The 16,740-nt window shown below is 71.7% G+C and carries 11 protein-coding genes; 4 read left to right on the top strand and 7 right to left on the bottom strand.

Annotated elements, in window-relative coordinates; translation table 11 throughout:
- The first annotated feature begins 89 nt into the window (after positions 1 to 89).
- A complete protein-coding gene (gene fxsT, locus ACZ4XD_RS34460; RefSeq protein WP_468048883.1) occupies positions 90 to 3,101 on the top strand; it encodes an FxSxx-COOH system tetratricopeptide repeat protein in 3,012 nt (1,003 codons plus the stop codon).
- Between the two features lie 97 nt (positions 3,102 to 3,198).
- Here the strand turns inward: fxsT and ACZ4XD_RS34455 are convergent, their stop codons facing one another.
- From ACZ4XD_RS34455 to ACZ4XD_RS34440, 4 genes are all read right to left on the bottom strand, one after another.
- Entirely contained in the window at positions 3,199 to 7,044 is a 3,846-nt protein-coding gene (locus tag ACZ4XD_RS34455; RefSeq protein WP_468048879.1) for a multifunctional oxoglutarate decarboxylase/oxoglutarate dehydrogenase thiamine pyrophosphate-binding subunit/dihydrolipoyllysine-residue succinyltransferase subunit, read from the bottom strand.
- Between the two features lie 237 nt (positions 7,045 to 7,281).
- Entirely contained in the window at positions 7,282 to 8,406 is a 1,125-nt protein-coding gene (locus ACZ4XD_RS34450) for a sensor histidine kinase (RefSeq protein WP_042148646.1), read from the bottom strand.
- Positions 8,403 to 9,143 carry a response regulator transcription factor gene (locus ACZ4XD_RS34445; RefSeq protein WP_042148648.1) on the bottom strand — a complete coding sequence of 247 codons (741 nt, stop codon included), beginning with the start codon at positions 9,141 to 9,143 and terminating at the stop codon, positions 8,403 to 8,405. The genes ACZ4XD_RS34450 and ACZ4XD_RS34445 overlap by 4 nt, the downstream gene beginning before the upstream one ends.
- Positions 9,144 to 9,216: 73 nt before the next feature.
- Entirely contained in the window at positions 9,217 to 9,981 is a 765-nt protein-coding gene (locus tag ACZ4XD_RS34440; protein WP_468048876.1) for a spermidine synthase family protein, read from the bottom strand.
- Between the two features lie 241 nt (positions 9,982 to 10,222).
- Here ACZ4XD_RS34440 and ACZ4XD_RS34435 point away from each other — a divergent pair, with 241 nt between their 5' ends.
- Positions 10,223 to 11,086: a rhomboid-like protein gene (locus ACZ4XD_RS34435; RefSeq protein ID WP_468048873.1), complete on the top strand. Its 864-nt coding sequence runs from the start codon at positions 10,223 to 10,225 to the stop codon at positions 11,084 to 11,086.
- A gap of 36 nt (positions 11,087 to 11,122) precedes the next feature.
- On the opposite strand, the gene ACZ4XD_RS34430 is transcribed toward ACZ4XD_RS34435, so the two are convergent.
- Together ACZ4XD_RS34430 and ACZ4XD_RS34425 are read right to left on the bottom strand one after the other, a co-directional pair.
- Positions 11,123 to 11,677, bottom strand: a complete 555-nt coding sequence (locus ACZ4XD_RS34430; RefSeq protein ID WP_468048869.1) for a hypothetical protein — start codon at positions 11,675 to 11,677, stop codon at positions 11,123 to 11,125.
- Positions 11,678 to 11,755: 78 nt separating this feature from the next.
- Positions 11,756 to 12,259: a YfbM family protein gene (locus tag ACZ4XD_RS34425; protein WP_468048866.1), complete on the bottom strand. Its 504-nt coding sequence runs from the start codon at positions 12,257 to 12,259 to the stop codon at positions 11,756 to 11,758.
- A gap of 170 nt (positions 12,260 to 12,429) precedes the next feature.
- Here ACZ4XD_RS34425 and ACZ4XD_RS34420 point away from each other — a divergent pair, with 170 nt between their 5' ends.
- Complete coding sequence (locus ACZ4XD_RS34420) at positions 12,430 to 13,263, top strand: pentapeptide repeat-containing protein (RefSeq protein WP_468048862.1); 834 nt, start codon at positions 12,430 to 12,432, stop codon at positions 13,261 to 13,263.
- Between the two features lie 233 nt (positions 13,264 to 13,496).
- Complete coding sequence (lon, locus tag ACZ4XD_RS34415; protein ID WP_468048860.1) at positions 13,497 to 15,905, top strand: endopeptidase La; 2,409 nt, start codon at positions 13,497 to 13,499, stop codon at positions 15,903 to 15,905.
- Positions 15,906 to 16,000: 95 nt separating this feature from the next.
- Here lon and ACZ4XD_RS34410 read toward each other — a convergent pair.
- A partial coding sequence (locus ACZ4XD_RS34410) for a lysozyme (protein WP_468048857.1) occupies positions 16,001 to 16,740 on the bottom strand: 740 nt, incomplete at its 5' end.

The raw sequence follows: 16,740 nt of genomic DNA, 5'->3' as shown, positions 1-16,740 counted from the left end.
CACTTGGGCTATCGTGCCAAAGAGCCAGGGCGTGCCTGATGAGACAGCCTCTCCGCGCGCGCACCATCGCATCCCAGGGAGACGGTCGCATGGTCGATCAGGCCCATTTCTCCGGTCCCACCGGCTCCAACGAACACATCACCATCAGCTACGCGGGCTTCACCCGGCCCTGGGCCGCCTGGATCTCCCATCAGCTGGAGCAGCAGGGCCACGGCACGACCATGCTGCGCTGGGACCCCCAGGTGGACACCGCGCTGGTGGCGGAGCTGTCGGGGCTGCTGGAGGCCGAGGGCCGGCTGCTGATGGTGCTGGACGACTGGTATTTCCGGCTGGGCCCCAAGACGCAGGACGAGTGGACGGCCGCGCTGCGCGAGGTGGTCTCCGCGCACCCCGACCGGTTCGCCGCGGTGAGCGTGGCCACCCAGAGCCTGCCCGCCACGGCGTCCCTGCTGCGCCCCGCCGACCTGCGTGACCTGGACGCCCACGAGGCCAACCGCCGGGTACTGCAACGGCTCGGCATCGCGGCGCCGGGCCGGGCCGTGGACGAGGACGCGCCCGGCGCGCCCCGCTTCCCGAACAACCCGCCCGAGGTCTGGAACATCCCGCGCCGCAACAACCGCTTCACCGGCCGCGACCACGTCCTCGAAGCGCTGCACGGCAAGCTGGCCGGCTCCGGCGCGGGCGCGGGCCCGCCGCTGGAGACCCGGCTCGCGCTGTACGGCACCTCCGGCGTCGGCAAGAGCCAGATCGCCGCCGAATACGCCCACCGCTTCGGCAACGACTACGACGTGGTGTGGTGGATCAGCGCCACCAACCGCGGAGCCGCCCGCGAACAGCTCGCCGAACTCGCCACCCGGCTCGGCCTGCCCGTGGGTCGCGAGCTGGGCGACCGCATCCGCGCCGTCCACGAAGCGCTCCGCGTCGGCCGCCCCTACCGCCGCTGGCTGCTGATCTTCGACAGCGCCGACGACATGGAGCAGATCGAGGACCTGGTCCCGGACGGCCGCGGCCATGTCCTGATCACCACCCTCACCCGCGACTGGTCGGGCTCCGGCAGCGCCCAGGAGATCGAGGTGCCGCCCTTCGAACGCGTCGAGAGCGTCGCCTACGCACGGCGGCGTGCCCCACGGCTGACGCCGATGGAGGCCGATCTGCTCTCCGAAGCGGTCCAGGACCTGCCGCTGCTGCTCGCGCAGACCGCCGCCTGGCTCGACGCCAACCCGATGTCCCCCAAGGAGTACATCGAGCTGATCCGCCGCGGTGAGCCCAGCCTCGTCGGCATCCGGATCTCCTCCGACTACCCCATGGCCTTCCAGACGAGCTGGGCCATAACTCTCAACACGCTGCGCGAACGCAGCCCGGCCGCGGTCGAACTCCTCAAGCTGTTCGCGTTCTTCGCCCCGGACACCATCCCCGTGCCGATGCTCGCCCGGGCCCGCCGCGGTGACCTGCCCGAGCACCTCGCCGACCTGGCCGCCGAGCCGATCAGCTGGAATACCGCGCTGCGCCGGCTGACCGAGTCCACCGCCGTACGCCTCGACTACCAGGTCTCCCAGGACGCCGACCCGGCCGTGGAGACCGCGCTGATGCACCGGCTCTACCACCGGTTCCTGCGCAGCGACATGACCGAGGACGAGCGCGACCTGATGTCGGCGTGCGCCTGCCGGGTGCTGGTCACCGCCGACCCGCAGAACCCCGCCGACACCCGCTACTGGGAGCGCTACGCCGAACTCATCCCGCATCTGGAACCGGCCGGCGTCCTCGACAGCCCCGAGCCCGCGGTCCAGCAGCTGCTGCTGAACTGCGTGGAATATCTGCGGGTCCGCGGCGAATACCGCATGGGCCTGCGGCTGTGCGAACAGTTCATGTCCCGCTGGCGCACCCGGCTCGCGGCCACCCAGCGCACCATGCTCGTCCTGACCCACCAGCACGCCAACATGCTGCGCCGGCTCGGCCGCTACCGCGAGGCCGAGGCCGTCGGCAGTGCCGTCGTCGACCAGCTCGCCGCCGAACGGGACCCCTCCGACGCCGATCTGCTGCGGGCCCAGGACGGGCTGGCCGGCACGCTGATCGCGCTGGGCTCCTACGAGCAGGCCTACGACCTCTTCGACGCCGTCTGGCGGGCCTACACCGAGCTGCTCGGCCCGGAGGCACCCCGCACCCTCTCCTCGCGGCACAACCTCGGCAGTGTCCTGGCGCTGCTCGGCCGGTACGAGGAAGCGCTGGTCACCCATCGCGAGGTGCTGTCCTTCCGGGAGCGCGAGCTGCGCGCCCGCCACCACCTCACGCTCAACGCGGGCACCGCCTACGCCCGCACCCTGCGCCTGCTCGGCCGCTACCGCGACGCCACCTCCAGCCAGGAGCTCAACGCCCGGCTGCATCTCCAGGTGATGGGCGCGCACACCCCGCAGACCCTGCGCGCCGAGCACAATCTCGCGCTGTGCCTGCGCCGCTCCGGCGAGGTCACCCGGGCCGCCGGCCTGCTGGCCGACCTCGTCGAACGCTCCCGCCGGGTGCTCGGGCCCCGCCACCCCGAGACGCTGATGGTGCGCGCGGACCATGCCACCTTCCTGCGGGAGCACGGCGATCTCGGGCACGCCCGCGACCTCGCGGAGGAGGTCGCCGAGCGCTACCGCGCCCTGGCCGGCGAGCGCCATCCGTACACCGTCGGCACCCTGGGGAACGTCGGGCTGGTCCGCGGGGAGTTCGGGGACCCGGCGGACGCGCTGGACCTCGCCGAACGCGCGCTGAGCGGGATGGCCGAGGCCATGGGGCCGGGCCACCCCTGGACGCTGGGCTGTGCGCTGAACGCCGCCGCGGCCCGCAACCGGGTGGACGACGAGGAGGGCGCGGTGGAGCTGGGCCGCGACACCCTGGAGCGGGCCAAGGCGAGGCTGGGCGACACCCATCCGCTGACCCTCTCCGCGAAGACGGCGCTGTCCGAGGACCTGCGGGCGCTCCGCCGCGGCCAGGAGGCGGCGAAGCTCGAACAGGAGGCGATCGGGCAGCTCTCCGAGACCCTGGGCGCCGAGCATCCGCACACCCTGTCCGCCCGGCGCCGCCGCCGCCCGTACTGGGACTTCGAACCCCAGCCCGTGTAGCGGGCCGCGCCGGTGCCCCACGCAGGCGGAAGGGCCCGCCCCCACCGGGGACGGGCCCTTCCGCTGCGTGCCTGCCGGTTCTCCGGCGGCCCGACGCTTACGCGTCGAAGGCCTCCGCGACCAGCTGTGCCTGCTCTGCCTGGTGACGCTTGGCGGAGCCGACGGCCGGCGACGAGGAGTGCGGCCGGGAGATCCGGCGCAGCCGCTCGCCGTGCGGGACATCGGCGCCGACGGCCAGGTCGAGGTGGTCGATCAGGTTGAGGCCGAGGAACGGCCAGGCACCCTGGTTCGCCGGTTCTTCCTGGGTCCACAGGTACTTCTCGGCGTTCGGGAACTTGGCGATCTCCGCCTGGAGCTCCTTGCCGGGAAGCGGGTAGAGCCGCTCGATACGGACGATCGCGGTGTCGTGCGCACCGCGCTTCTCCCGCTCGGCCTCCAGGTCGTAGTAGACCTTGCCGGAGCAGAAGATGACCTTGCGGACATCCTCGGGCTTGACCGTGGAGTCACCGATGACGGGGCGGAAGCCGCCCGACGTGAACTCATCCGTCCGCGACGCCGCGGCCTTCAGACGCAGCATCGACTTCGGGGTGAAGACGACCAGCGGCTTGTGGTGCGGGTTGTGGACCTGCCAGCGCAGCAGGTGGAAGTAGTTCGACGGCAGGGTCGGCATGGCGACCGTCATGTTGTTCTGCGCGCACAGCTGGAGGAACCGCTCGATACGGGCCGAGGAGTGGTCCGGGCCCTGGCCCTCGTAGCCGTGCGGGAGCAGCAGGGTGACGCCGGAGGTCTGGCCCCACTTCTGCTCCGCCGAGGAGATGAACTCGTCGACGACCGTCTGGGCGCCGTTGACGAAGTCACCGAACTGCGCCTCCCACATGACCAGCGCCTCCGGGCGGGCCAGGGAGTAGCCGTACTCGAAGCCCATCGCCGCGTACTCGCTGAGCAGCGAGTCGTAGACGTTGAAGCGGGCCTGGTCCTCGGAGAGGTAGAGCAGCGGCGTGTAGTCGTCGCCGGTCTCCCGGTCGATGAGCACCGCGTGCCGCTGGCCGAAGGTGCCACGGCGGGAGTCCTGGCCGGCGAGCCGGACCGGGGTGCCCTCCATCAGCAGCGAGCCGACGGCCAGGGTCTCGCCCATGCCCCAGTCGATGGCGTTGTCCTCGACCTGGGCCGCGCGGCGCTGGAGCTGCGGCATCAGACGCGGGTGGACGGTGACCCGCTCGGGGATGTTGACCTGCGACTCGGCGATCCGCTTGACGACCTCCTGGGAGATCGCGGTGTCCACGTAGACCGGGAACTCGGCCTTGGGCTGCGGCACCTCGGGGGCCACCGGGGCCGTCGTGGCGTCGCGGACCTCGGTGAAGACCTTCTCCAGCTGGCCCTGGAAGTCCTGGAGGGCCTGCTCGGCCTCTTCCAGCGTGATGTCGCCACGACCGATGAGGGACTCGGTGTAGAGCTTGCGCACCGAGCGCTTCTTGTCGATCAGGTCGTACATCAGCGGCTGGGTGAAGGCCGGGTTGTCCGACTCGTTGTGGCCGCGGCGGCGGTAGCAGATCAGGTCGATGACGACGTCCTTGTTGAACGCCTGGCGGAACTCGAAGGCCAGACGGGCAACGCGGACGACGGCCTCGGGGTCGTCGCCGTTCACATGGAAGATCGGCGCCTCGATCATGCGGGCCACGTCGGTGGCGTACATGGACGAACGCGAGGACTCCGGGGCGGCGGTGAAGCCGACCTGGTTGTTGATGACCACGTGCACCGTGCCGCCGGTGCGGTAGCCGCGCAGCTGCGACATGTTCAGCGTCTCGGCGACCACGCCCTGGCCGGCGAACGCCGCGTCACCGTGCAGCTGGATCGGCAGGACCGTGAAGTCCGTGCCGCCCTTGTTGATGATGTCCTGCTTGGCGCGCGCGACACCCTCGACGACCGGGTCCACGGCCTCCAGGTGGGAGGGGTTGGCGGTCAGCGAGACCTTGATCTGCTCGCCGTCCAGACCGGTGAAGGTGCCCTCGGCGCCCAGGTGGTACTTCACGTCGCCGGAGCCGTGCATCGACTTCGGGTCGAGGTTGCCCTCGAACTCGCGGAAGATCTGCGCGTACGACTTGCCGACGATGTTCGCCAGGACGTTGAGGCGGCCGCGGTGGGCCATGCCGATGACGACCTCGTCGAGGCGCGACTCGGCCGCGGAGTCGATGACCGCGTCCAGCAGCGGGATGACGGACTCGCCGCCCTCCAGCGAGAAGCGCTTCTGGCCGACGTACTTCGTCTGGAGGAACGTCTCGAAGGCCTCGGCGGAGTTCAGCCGGCGCAGGATGCGCAGCTGCTCCTCGCGCTCGGGCGACTTGTGCGAGCGCTCGACCCGGTCCTGGATCCACTTGCGCTGCTTGGGGTCCTGGATGTGCATGAACTCGATGCCGGTGGTGCGGCAGTACGAGTCACGCAGCACGCCCAGGATGTCGCGCAGCTTCATCATGGACTTGCCGGAGAAGCCGCCGACCGCGAACTCGCGCTCCAGGTCCCACAGGGTGAGCCCGTGCTCGGTGATGTCGAGGTCGGGGTGCTTGCGCTGGTGGTACTCCAGCGGGTCGGTGTCGGCCATGACGTGGCCGCGGACCCGGTAGGAGTGGATCAGCTCGAAGACCCGGGCGGCCTTGGTGACATCGTCGTCGTGCGAGGCGTCGATGTCCTTGAGCCAGCGGACCGGCTCGTAGGGGATCCGCAGCGACTTGAAGATGTCGTCGAAGAACTCGTTCTCGCCGAGCAGCAGCTGGCTCATGATCCGCAGGAACTCGCCGGAGGCGGCGCCCTGGATCACCCGGTGGTCATAGGTGCTGGTCAGCGTCATGACCTTGGAGACACCCAGCTTGTTCAGGGCGTCCTGGGAGGTGCCCTGGAACTCCGCGGGGTAGTCCATCGCGCCGACGCCCATGATCATGGACTGGCCGGGCATCAGGCGGGGCACGGAGTGCACGGTGCCGATGCCGCCCGGGTTCGTCAGCGACGCGGTGACTCCGGTGAAGTCGTCCATCGTCAGCTTGTTGTCGCGGGCCCGGCGGACGATGTCCTCGTAGGCCTGCCAGAACTCGAAGAAGGTCAGCGTCTCGGCCTTCTTGATGGCGGCGACGACGAGCTGGCGGTCACCGTTCGGCTTCACCAGGTCGATGGCCAGACCGAGGTTCACATGCTCGGGCTTGACCAGCGTCGGCTTGCCGTTCTTCTCCGCGAAGGAGTGGTTCATCGACGGCATGGCCTTGAGGGCCTGCACCATCGCGTACCCGATGAGGTGGGTGAAGGAGACCTTCCCACCGCGGGCGCGCTTGAGGTGGTTGTTGATCACGATGCGGTTGTCGAAGAGCAGCTTCACCGGGACCGCGCGGACGGACGTGGCCGTCGGCAGCTCCAGGGAGGCGTTCATGTTCTTCGCAACGGCGGCCGAGGGGCCGCGCAGGGTGACGAACTCGGGACCGGCCGGAGCCGAGCCCTCCTCGGCGGCCGGCTTCGCGGCGGGCTTGGCCGGAGCGGCCTTCGCGGGCTCGGCCTTCGCCGGAGCGGCCTTCGCCGGTGCCGGAGCGCTCGCGGCGGGCTTCGCCGGGGTGGCCGGCGCAGAAGGCTGCGCGGCGCCAGCCGCTCCAGTGGAGCCGGTGCTTGCACCGGAAGGCTTCGGCTCGGCTGCGGGCGCGGCCGGCTGCGCCGGGGCGGCCGCGGCGGGCTGCGCGGCGTCAGCACCGGGAGCCTCCGCCGGCTGGCCCGGCGCGGTGGCACCGCCCGGCTTGTAGTCAGCGAAGAAGTCCCACCAGGCTCGGTCTACCGAGTTCGGGTCCTGGAGGTACTGCTGGTAGATCTCGTCGACGAGCCACTCATTGGGACCGAACGCGGCAGCAGGGTTCTTACCCTGCCCCTCTTGGTCGGTCGAGATGCTCGAGCTGTTGGGGGACTGTAGCGACACGGCGGCAACCGCCCTCTTCCGCTTCCTAAGGTGGTGGACAGCGGGAATAAAGGCTACGCCTGTTGTGACCCTTGGTGCAGGCCGGGAGGGGCACTCGTCGTGTACGTCACATTCCCGGCCGGGTTTCGGGGCATGACTTGGCGGGAAACACACGAAGTTTGCCTCTGTGCGGGTAGGAGTGATCACCGCCACACCCGAGGATGAGTGCTTCCACCACCGACCCTACGTCAGTGGCCGTCAGCTTCGAGCTGACTCCAGCCCCGGAAGAGTGACCCGGATCCGGCAACCGCGGGACGATTCCGCGACGCCGATGCGTCCGCCGTGCAGATCCACCGCCCAGCGCGCGATCGCCAGGCCCAGGCCCGTACCGCCGTCGCTGCCGGGGCCCGAGGGGGCCGGACCGCCGCGGTTGAACCGCTCGAAGACCCGGTAGCGCTCCGCCTCGGGGATGCCGGGGCCCTCGTCCTGCACCTCCAGCACCAGGCTCTGCGGCCCCTCGCCCCGCCGTGCGTGCACCGTGACCCGGCCGTGCCGGGGGCTGTGCTTGATCGCGTTGTCGATGAGATTGGCCACGACCTGGTGCAGCCGCTCGGCGTCCGCGTGCGCGGTCAGCTCCGGCGGCGAGACATCGAGGTGCAGATGGACGTCCGTACGGGTGTGGGTGCCGGAGCCGGCCACCCCGGCGAGGGTGGCGGCGCCCCGGCTCATGTTGGCCTCCTTGAGCACCCCGGACAGATACGGCCAGACCTCGAAGCGGCGGGCGTGCAGCGGCACCACGCCGTTGTCCAGCCGGGACAGGTCCAGCAGGTGCTCGACCAGCCGGCCCAGCCGCTCGGTCTGCTTCAGCGCCGTACGCATCGTCTCCGGGTCCGGCTCGCAGACGCCGTCGACGACGTTCTCCAGGACGGCCCGGAGCGCGGCGATGGGGGTGCGCAGCTCGTGCGAGACATTGGCGACCAGCTCCTTGCGGTGGGTGTCCACCGCTTCCAGATCGGCCGCCATCCGGTTGAAGGCGTTCGCCAGGTCGCCGAACTCGTCGCGGCGCTCCGAGCGGACCCGGCGGCTGTAGTTACCGTGCGCCATCGACCGGGTGACATCCGTCATCTCGTCGAGCGGGGCGGTCAGGCTGTTGGCCACGAACTGGGTGATCAGCAGCGAGGCGATGATCGAGAAGATCGTGATCACCCGCAGCTCGGTCGCCGAGTGCATCGCGACGAACACCAGCAGGGTGGTGATGATCACCGAGACGCTGACCAGTGCCCCGAGCGCGGCCTTGACCGAGCGGTACGGGTCCAGCGGGCGCAGCCCCTCCCAGACCCGCTGCCACAGCTCGGTCAGACGGGTGCGTGGCGACCGCGTCATGCGGCGGGGGTCTCCAGGGCGTAGCCGACGCCGTGGACGGTGCGGATCCGCTCGGCGCCGATCTTGCGGCGCAGCGCCTTGATGTGGCTGTCGACCGTACGGGTCCCGGAGGCGTCGGCCCAGTCCCACACCTCGGCCAGCAGCTGCTCACGGGAGAGCACCGCGCGGGGGGTGTTCGCCAGGCAGACCAGCAGATCGAACTCGGTGGGCGTCAGATGGACGTCCGCACCGCGCACCCGCACCCGGCGCTGGGCGTGGTCGATCTCCAGCTCGCCCAGCCGGAGGATGCCGCTGCGCGGGGTGTGCGCGGCCAGTGCGGCGCGCTCGACCCGGCGCAGCAGGACATGCACCCGGGCGGCCAGCTCCCGCATCGAGAACGGCTTGGTCATGTAGTCGTCGGCGCCGACGCCGAGGCCCACCAGCATGTCGGTCTCGTCGTCCCGGGCGGTGAGCATCATCACCGGCACCGGACGCTGGGCCTGGACCCGGCGGCACACCTCCAGGCCGTCGAAGCCCGGCAGCATCACATCGAGGACCAGCAGATCGGGCTGCCAGGCCTCGGCGGTGTCCACGGCGGCCGGGCCGTCGGTGGCCGTCTGCACCTGGAAGCCCTCGGCGCGCAGCCGGGCCGCGATGGCCTCGACGATCGTGGGGTCGTCCTCCACGACCAGCACCCGGCGCTGGGCACCCGGCGTGGCCGCGGCGGCGCCGCCCTGCGTTGTCTGAGTCTGGTCCATCGCCCGCCCCTGCATGTCCCTGCGTGGTCGCGTCTTGCTGGGCAGCAGCGTACGGGCATGGTGTGACTGTCGGCTACGCGCCCTTCCGCGCGAGATGGACCACGTCCGGGACGCCTCGGACAACGGGGATCTCTTCCGTATGTACCCCGCTGAAACCGGCATTTCGCAGTGCGTCCTCGAAGGCCGGTGAGGGCTGCGCGGACCACACGGCGAGCACTCCGCCGGGGGTCAGACGGTCGCGGCAGGCGGCGAGTCCGTCGGGGGAGTAGAGGCTGTCGTTGTCCTCGGTGACGGTCCAGTCGGGGCCGTTGTCGATGTCCAGGCACAGCGCGTCGTAGGTGTCCCGGTCCGCCTCCGTGCGCAGGTGGGCGACCAGGTCGGTGGGCAGGATCTCGGTGCGCGGATCGGCCAGCGCGTCCGCCGAGACGGCCGACAGCGGGCCGGTGCGGTGCCAGTCGATGACCGCCTCCTCGCGCTCGACGACGACGATCCGGCCCCAGCGCGGCTGCCGGGCGGCGCGGGCCAGGGAGAAGCCGACGCCGAGGCCGCCGATCAGGACGGAGGGGTGGGCGCGGCCGGCCGGCAGCGCGTCCAGCGCGGCGTCGATCAGCAGCCGCTCGGACCGGCCGTCGGAGGTGTCCATCAGGAAGCAGCCGTTGGCGATGATCTCGTAGATCACCGGTGCCGCGGGGGCATCGGCGCTGTCGGTCCCGGGCGCCGCGGCGGGCCCGCCCCGCTGCCGCAGCACCACCTCGCCGTACGGGCCCTCGCGGCGGTCGAGCGTGCGCGGGGCCTCGGGGGCGCCGGTTCTTGCCTGCGTCGGTGTCACGGGAGCCATGGCGCCATGGTGGCCAATACGGGGTGCGCCGGTCCAACGCTTTGGGGACGCGTCCCCCGTCGTCTGCACCGGACGTGAAGCACCCGTCCGGGGTTGCCTCGTGTGAGGGATCTCACTCTCACAGGTTCTTCATGGGTTGAGCGTGCAGGGTGGTCCGGGACGTAGGACAGGGCAGGGATTCACGGCCGAGGGACACGGGCGTGGCTCACCGGATGCGCCAGGACGGAAGGGGCCTCGGACTGTGAGCTGGCTGGGAACCGCCGAGAGGATACGGACCGGTCGCGGGCCGGTCGCCGACGCCGGGCCGGACACCGGTCCGGCCGGGGCGCCGGGTCTGCTGCCCGGCATTCCCCGGCAGCGCGGGGGCGGGGAGCCCCGGGCCCGCGGCGTCGCCGAGGCGGGGCCGAACGCCCCTGCGGCGGCGGTGCGTTGGCGGCCCTGGCGGCTGCTGCCCACCCCCGTCGGCACCCCCTTCACCTTCGGCTACGCGGTCCTCCTCGCGGCCACCTCGCTGTTCGCCGAGTACGCCGACCCGGGGCTGGTCTCCGAGCTGTTGCGGGGCTCCAGCACCGATGTCGTCCATCTCGCCCAGGCCCCACTGGTGGTGCTGATCGCCAGCGCCCTGTGGATCGCCGGCGGGCTGACCTCCGCCTACGCCCTCGCCTTCCTCTTCGTGCTGACGGCGCTGGAGCGGCGGATCGGCGCGCGGGCCGCCGTCGCGGTCTTCTTCGGCGGCCATGTGCTCGCCACCCTCGCCACCGAACTCCCCGTCGCCTTCTCGGTCGCCGCCGGCGGGCTGCCGGAGAGCTCGTTGCACCGCCTCGACTACGGCATCAGCTTCGGCGTGATGACCTGCACCGGAGCCCTGGCCGGGCTGCTGCCGGCCTGGCCGGGACGGCTGCTGCTGGCCGGCGTCGGCTATCTGGCGCTGACGGATCTGTACGCCTACGTCGACCCGCTGTCGGACTGGGGGCATCTGCTCTCGCTCGCCCTGGGGGTGGCGAGTTGGCCGCTGCTGCGCCGCTGGCGCACCCGTCGCGCCGCACCCGCACGGCTCCTCGGCGACCTGGGCCATCCCGCCCTGCGGGGCGCGCGGATGTACTGAGCGTTCCCCGTGGCCCGGCCGGTCCGGGGGCCGGCCCTACGGCCGCGCCGTCGACCGGTAGGTGTGGGTGATGGCGTAGGCGCAGCCGCCCAGGAGCGCCACACCGGAGAGCACACCGCTGACGAACGGCACCCACGCCACGGCGGAGGTGGCCGCCATGCCCAGGCCGATCGCGCCGAGCGCGGTCAGTGCGGCACCCGGTACGGCGATGCTGCGCCGCTTCCAGACCGCCGTCAGCGCGATGAAGTGCAGGCCGACGATCAGCGCGATCCAGGCCACCGCGGTCTGCTCGGGGGCGCCCGCCGCCCGCAGCGCGATATTGCCGCCGATCAGCAGCGCCGCCTCGGCCCCCACGACGAACGCGAACTTGCCCCGGAACCAGTCCGCCTGAGGGGTCTCGGGGCCGTCCGGCGCGGGCTGCCCGCGGCGCCCCGCCCGTAGCGCGAGCGTGAGCAGCCCGGCGAAGGTGAGCACCGCGAGCACCCGGAGGGCGATACCGATCGCCGGATTCAGCGGGTCGTGCGCGTTGGCGACCACGAAGATCGTCCCGAACAGTGCGCCGATGAAAACTCCGGACATCCGCTGCAACATGCCGTGAAGGTAGCAGTCCTGACGGGGCGTGAGGCGCTGCGAGCGGCGTTCCGCAGGGCGGTGCCGGACCGGGCGCCGCTATCCGATCCAGAGGAGCATGCCGTCCCCCTCGTCCGCCGCCGCGCGGAAGAACGGCCGCAACTGCTCGTAGTGCGCGCGGACATAGTCCAGCGGCTCGCCCCGCTCCCAGACGATCGCCGGATAGACCTGTGCCGCGGCCAGGTCCGCCGGGCCGGCGCCGGCCGTCAGACGCTCGGCGGGTATCTCCGCGAGCGCCTCGGCGGCGGTCCGCACCTGCGCGGGGGTGAGGTAGCGGGGCGGACCGTAGCCCCAGTCGTCGGCATCCGGGACGGGCTGCTCACCGTGGACGATGTCCACCGGGAAGGCCGTGCGGCGCAGCAGGAACCCGACGGCGTCCCAGGTCTTGTCGATGTCCAGGCAGCGCGCCGGCCCGGGCTCCGGGCGACCGGCGGCCTCCGCTTCCATCCGCCCCTGGACCAGCTTCAGCGCCCACTCGGGATCGCCCAGGGCGCGGTCGAGTTCGGCAGGAGTGACACGTGCGTACTCTCCGAGCATGCTCATGGATCCGACGTTAGGGCCGGCCACTGACAACGCGCGGTGCGCGGCGGGGCGGTGCCGGGCGCGGCGTACGGATCCGGCCGGGCGCGGCGGCCCTGTGGCGCCTGGGAGAATGGCGCTCCCTTCCCGGCACGGCCTCGTGCGGTGCCCGCCGACGCAGGAGTGCACCCACCTTGTCCTCAGAGCGCGAGCCCTCGATTCCGGACGTCACCGACCTCGGCCTGACCTCCGACTGCGGCAGTTGCTTCGGGCTGTGCTGTGTCGCGCTGCCGTTCGCGGCCTCGGCGGACTTCGCGATCGACAAGGACGCCGGCCGGCCCTGCCCGAACCTCCAGCAGGACTTCCGCTGCGGCATCCACAGCGACCTGCGCCCGCGCGGCTTCACCGGCTGCACCGTCTTCGACTGTTTCGGCGCCGGGCAGAAGGTCTCCCAGGTCACCTTCGACGGACAGGACTGGCGGCGGGCACCGGGGACCGCCCGGCAGATGTTCGATGTCTTCCCCGTCATGCGGCAGCTGCACGAACTCCTCTGGTACCTGGCCGAGGCGCTGACCCGGCCGGCGGCCCGCCCGGTCCACGCCGATCTGCGCGCCGCCCTGGAGAAGACCGAGCGCCTCACCCGGGGCAGCGCCGAGGAGCTCATGGAGCTGGATGTGCCGGCCCACCGGGGCGAGGTCAACGCCCTGCTGCTGCGCACCAGTGAACTCGTACGGGCCGGGGTCCCGGGCCGTAAGAAGGAGCGGCGGGGCGCCGACCTCATGGGGGCCCGTCTCAAGGGCGCCAACCTCCGGGGCGCCAACCTCCGTGGGGCCTACCTGATCGCCGCCGACCTCAAGGGCGCCGATCTGCGCACGGCGGACCTGATCGGCGCCGATCTGCGCGCCGCCGACCTCGCCGGTGCCGATCTCACCGGCGCGCTCTTCCTCACCCAGGCGCAGCTCAACGCGGCCAAGGGCGATGCCGCGACCCAGCTGCCGCGGACCCTGAACCGCCCCGCCCACTGGTAGCGCGGCGCGACCGGCGGGCCCCGCCGGCTGCCCCGTTGATCAACAGGAGCCCGGCCCTGCCCGCCCGACCGCCCGAGGGTCCGGCCCGCCCGCCCGCCGCGGGCTCGCCCCCGTCCCGTCCCGCCAAATCGGCAACTCCCCTGATCGCTCACAGCGAACGCACCCCGGGGAACATCTCCCGGCCCCTCCGCATTGAGTGAGTAAAGCTCAACTTGCTTGCCGAAGGGGAGATCATGGCTTCGACGTCCACATCGCTCACTCTGCCCGTGCTGCCCCTCGATGACGAGGTCGTGCTCCCCGGCATGGTGGTGCCGCTGGACCTGTCCGACGCGGACGTACGGGCAGCGGTGGAGGCCGCCCAGGCCGCCGCCTCCTCGGGTAACAAGCCGCGGGTGCTGCTTGTGCCCCGCATCGACGGGAAGTACGCCGCGATCGGCACGCTCGGGCGGATCGAGCAGGTCGGGCGGCTGTCCGACGGCGATCCCGGCGCGCTGATCCGGGGCCTGGGCCGGGTGCGGATAGGTTCCGGCACCACCGGACCCGGGGCCGCGCTGTGGGTGGAGGGCACCACCGTCGAGGAGACGGTGCCCGATCCGCTGCCCGGCGCGGTGGCCGAACTCGTCACGGAGTACAAGGCGCTGGCCACCAGCTGGCTGCGCAAGCGCGGCGCCTGGCAGGTCGTCGACCGCGTCCAGCAGATCGAGGACGTGCCGACGCTCGCCGACAACTCGGGCTACTCGCCGTTCCTGACCACCGAACAGAAGATCCAGCTGCTGGAGACCGTCGACCCGGTCGCGCGGCTGAAGTCCGCCACCGAGGCGCTGCGCGAACACCTCGCCGAGCAGGACGTCGCCGAGTCCATCGCCAAGGACGTCCAGGAAGGCGTCGACAAGCAGCAACGGGAGTTCCTGCTGCGGCGGCAGCTGGAGGCGGTCCGCAAGGAGCTCGCCGGGCTCAACGGCGATCCGGAGGACGAGGGCGACGACTACCGCGCCCGTGTCGAGGCCGCCGACCTGCCCGAGGACGTCCGCAAGGCCGCCCTCAAGGAGGTCGACAAGCTGGAGCGGTCCAGCGACCAGAGCCCCGAGGGTTCCTGGATCCGCACCTGGCTGGACACCGTCCTCGAACTGCCCTGGAACGAACGGACCGAGGACGCCTACGACATCACCGGCGCCAAGGAGATCCTGGACGCCGACCACTCCGGCCTGGAGGACGTCAAGGAGCGGATCACCGAATACCTGGCCGTCCGCAAGCGGCGGGCCGAGCGGGGCCTCGGCCTCGTGGGCGGCCGTCGCGGGGGAGCCGTGCTGGCGCTGGTCGGCCCGCCCGGGGTCGGCAAGACCTCGCTCGGGGAGTCCGTCGCCCGGGCCATGGGCCGGAAGTTCGTCCGGGTGGCGCTCGGCGGCGTCCGGGACGAGGCGGAGATCCGCGGCCACCGCCGTACGTACGTCGGCGCGCTGCCCGGCCGCATCGTCCGGGCCGTCAAGGAGGCCGGTTCCATGAACCCGGTCGTCCTCCTCGACGAGATCGACAAGGTGGGTTCCGACTTCCGGGGCGACCCGGCCGCCGCCCTCCTGGAGGTCCTGGACCCGGCGCAGAACCACACCTTCCGTGACCACTACCTGGAGGTCGAACTCGACCTCAGCGATGTGGTCTTCCTCGCCACCGCCAATGTCCTCGAAGCCATCCCCGAGCCGCTGCTCGACCGTATGGAGCTGGTCCGGCTGGACGGCTACACAGAGGACGAGAAGGTCGTCATCGCCCGGGACCATCTGCTGCCCCGCCAGCTGGAGCGGGCCGGTCTGGAGCCCGGCGAGGTGACCCTGGAGGACGAGGCGCTGCGCAAGCTGGCGGGCGAATACACCCGCGAGGCGGGCGTCCGGAATCTGGAGCGCGCGGTCGCCCGGCTGCTGCGCAAGGTCACCGCGCAGCACGAACTGGGGGAGCGGGAGCTGCCGTTCACGGTCGGTGCGGACCAGCTGCGCCCGCTGATCGGGCGGCCGCACCACACCCCCGAGTCGGCCCAGGACCCGGCCGAGCGGCGCACCGCGGTGCCCGGCGTGGTCACCGGTCTCGCGGTCACCGGCGCCGGCGGCGATGTGCTCTACGTGGAGGCCTCGCTCGCCGATCCGGAGACCGGGGCGTCCGGGCTCCAGCTGACCGGCCAGCTCGGTGACGTGATGAAGGAGTCCGCGCATATCGCGCTGTCGTTCCTGCGCTCCCACGGCGCGGAACTGGAGCTCCCGGTCGCCGACCTGAAGGAGCGCGGGGTGCATCTGCACGTACCGGCGGGCGCCGTTCCCAAGGACGGTCCGAGCGCGGGGGTGACGATGACGACGGCGCTGGCCTCGCTGCTGTCGGGCCGGCAGGTCCGGCCGGATGTGGCGATGACCGGTGAGGTCTCGCTGACCGGGCGGGTGCTGCCGATCGGCGGCGTCAAGCAGAAGCTGCTGGCGGCGCACCGGGCCGGCATCGGCACCGTCATCATCCCCAAGCGCAACGAACCGGACCTGGACGACGTCCCCGCCGAGATCCTCGAAGCCCTGGAGGTCCACCCGGTCGCCGACGTCCGCCAGGTGCTGGAACTGGCCCTGACACCGGCGTCGAACGGCGCCGCCCCGGAGGTGCCGGTCGCGGCGTGACGACCACGACGGCCGGTCCGGCTCCCTCGGAGGAGCCGGACCGGCCGTCGTGCGGGTTGAGCACCGCCAGGGCCTGATCCCAACGACAGGCCCTATCAGCCGTTGGCCAGCGCCCGGAGCCGGTCCATCGAGCCGTTGAAGCGGTTGTGGTCACCGACCGTCGGGCCGGACGAGGTGTACTGCCAGATGGTGTGGAAGCCCCAGCCGGCCGGGAGTTCACCGACCGAGGAGCCGTAACGGGGAATCCACAGGGGGTTGACGGCGCCGAAGGCGGCGGAGTTGCCGGTGCACTGCTTCCACCAGCTGGTGGAGGTGTAGAGGACGGCGTCCCGGCCGGTGCGCGCCTTGTAAGTGGCGAACCAGTCCTTCATCCAGTTGACCAGCCCGGCCGCGCTGAGCCCGTAACAGGTCGCGCCGTAGGGGTTGTACTCCATGTCGAGTGCGCCGGGCAGGGTCTTGCCGTCCTTGGACCAGCCGCCGCCGTGGTCGGCGAAGTACCTGGCCTGGGCGGCGCCGCTGGAGGTGTTGGGGGTGGCGAAGTGGTAGGCGCCGCGGATCATCCCGGTGTTGTAGGAGCCGTTGTACTGCTGGGCGAAGTACGGGTTGGTGTAGCTGGTGGACTCCGTCGCCTTGACATAGGCGAAGCGGACGCCGCTGTTCCAGAGGGTCGACCAGGCGACGTTGCCGTTGTGGCTGCTGACGTCCACCCCTTCGACGGAGGCGAGCGGGGGGGGGGGGGGGGGGGGGGGGGGGGGGGGGGGGGGGCGGGCGGGGGGGGGGGGGGGGGGGGGGGGGGGGGGGGGGGGGGTGGGGGGGGGTGGGGGGGGATTGGGGT

The sequence above is a fragment of the Streptomyces sp. NPDC029466 genome, assembly GCF_055574515.1.
Note: the sequence above shows the minus strand (reverse complement) of the source record. Positions and strands in the feature narration are given on the sequence as shown.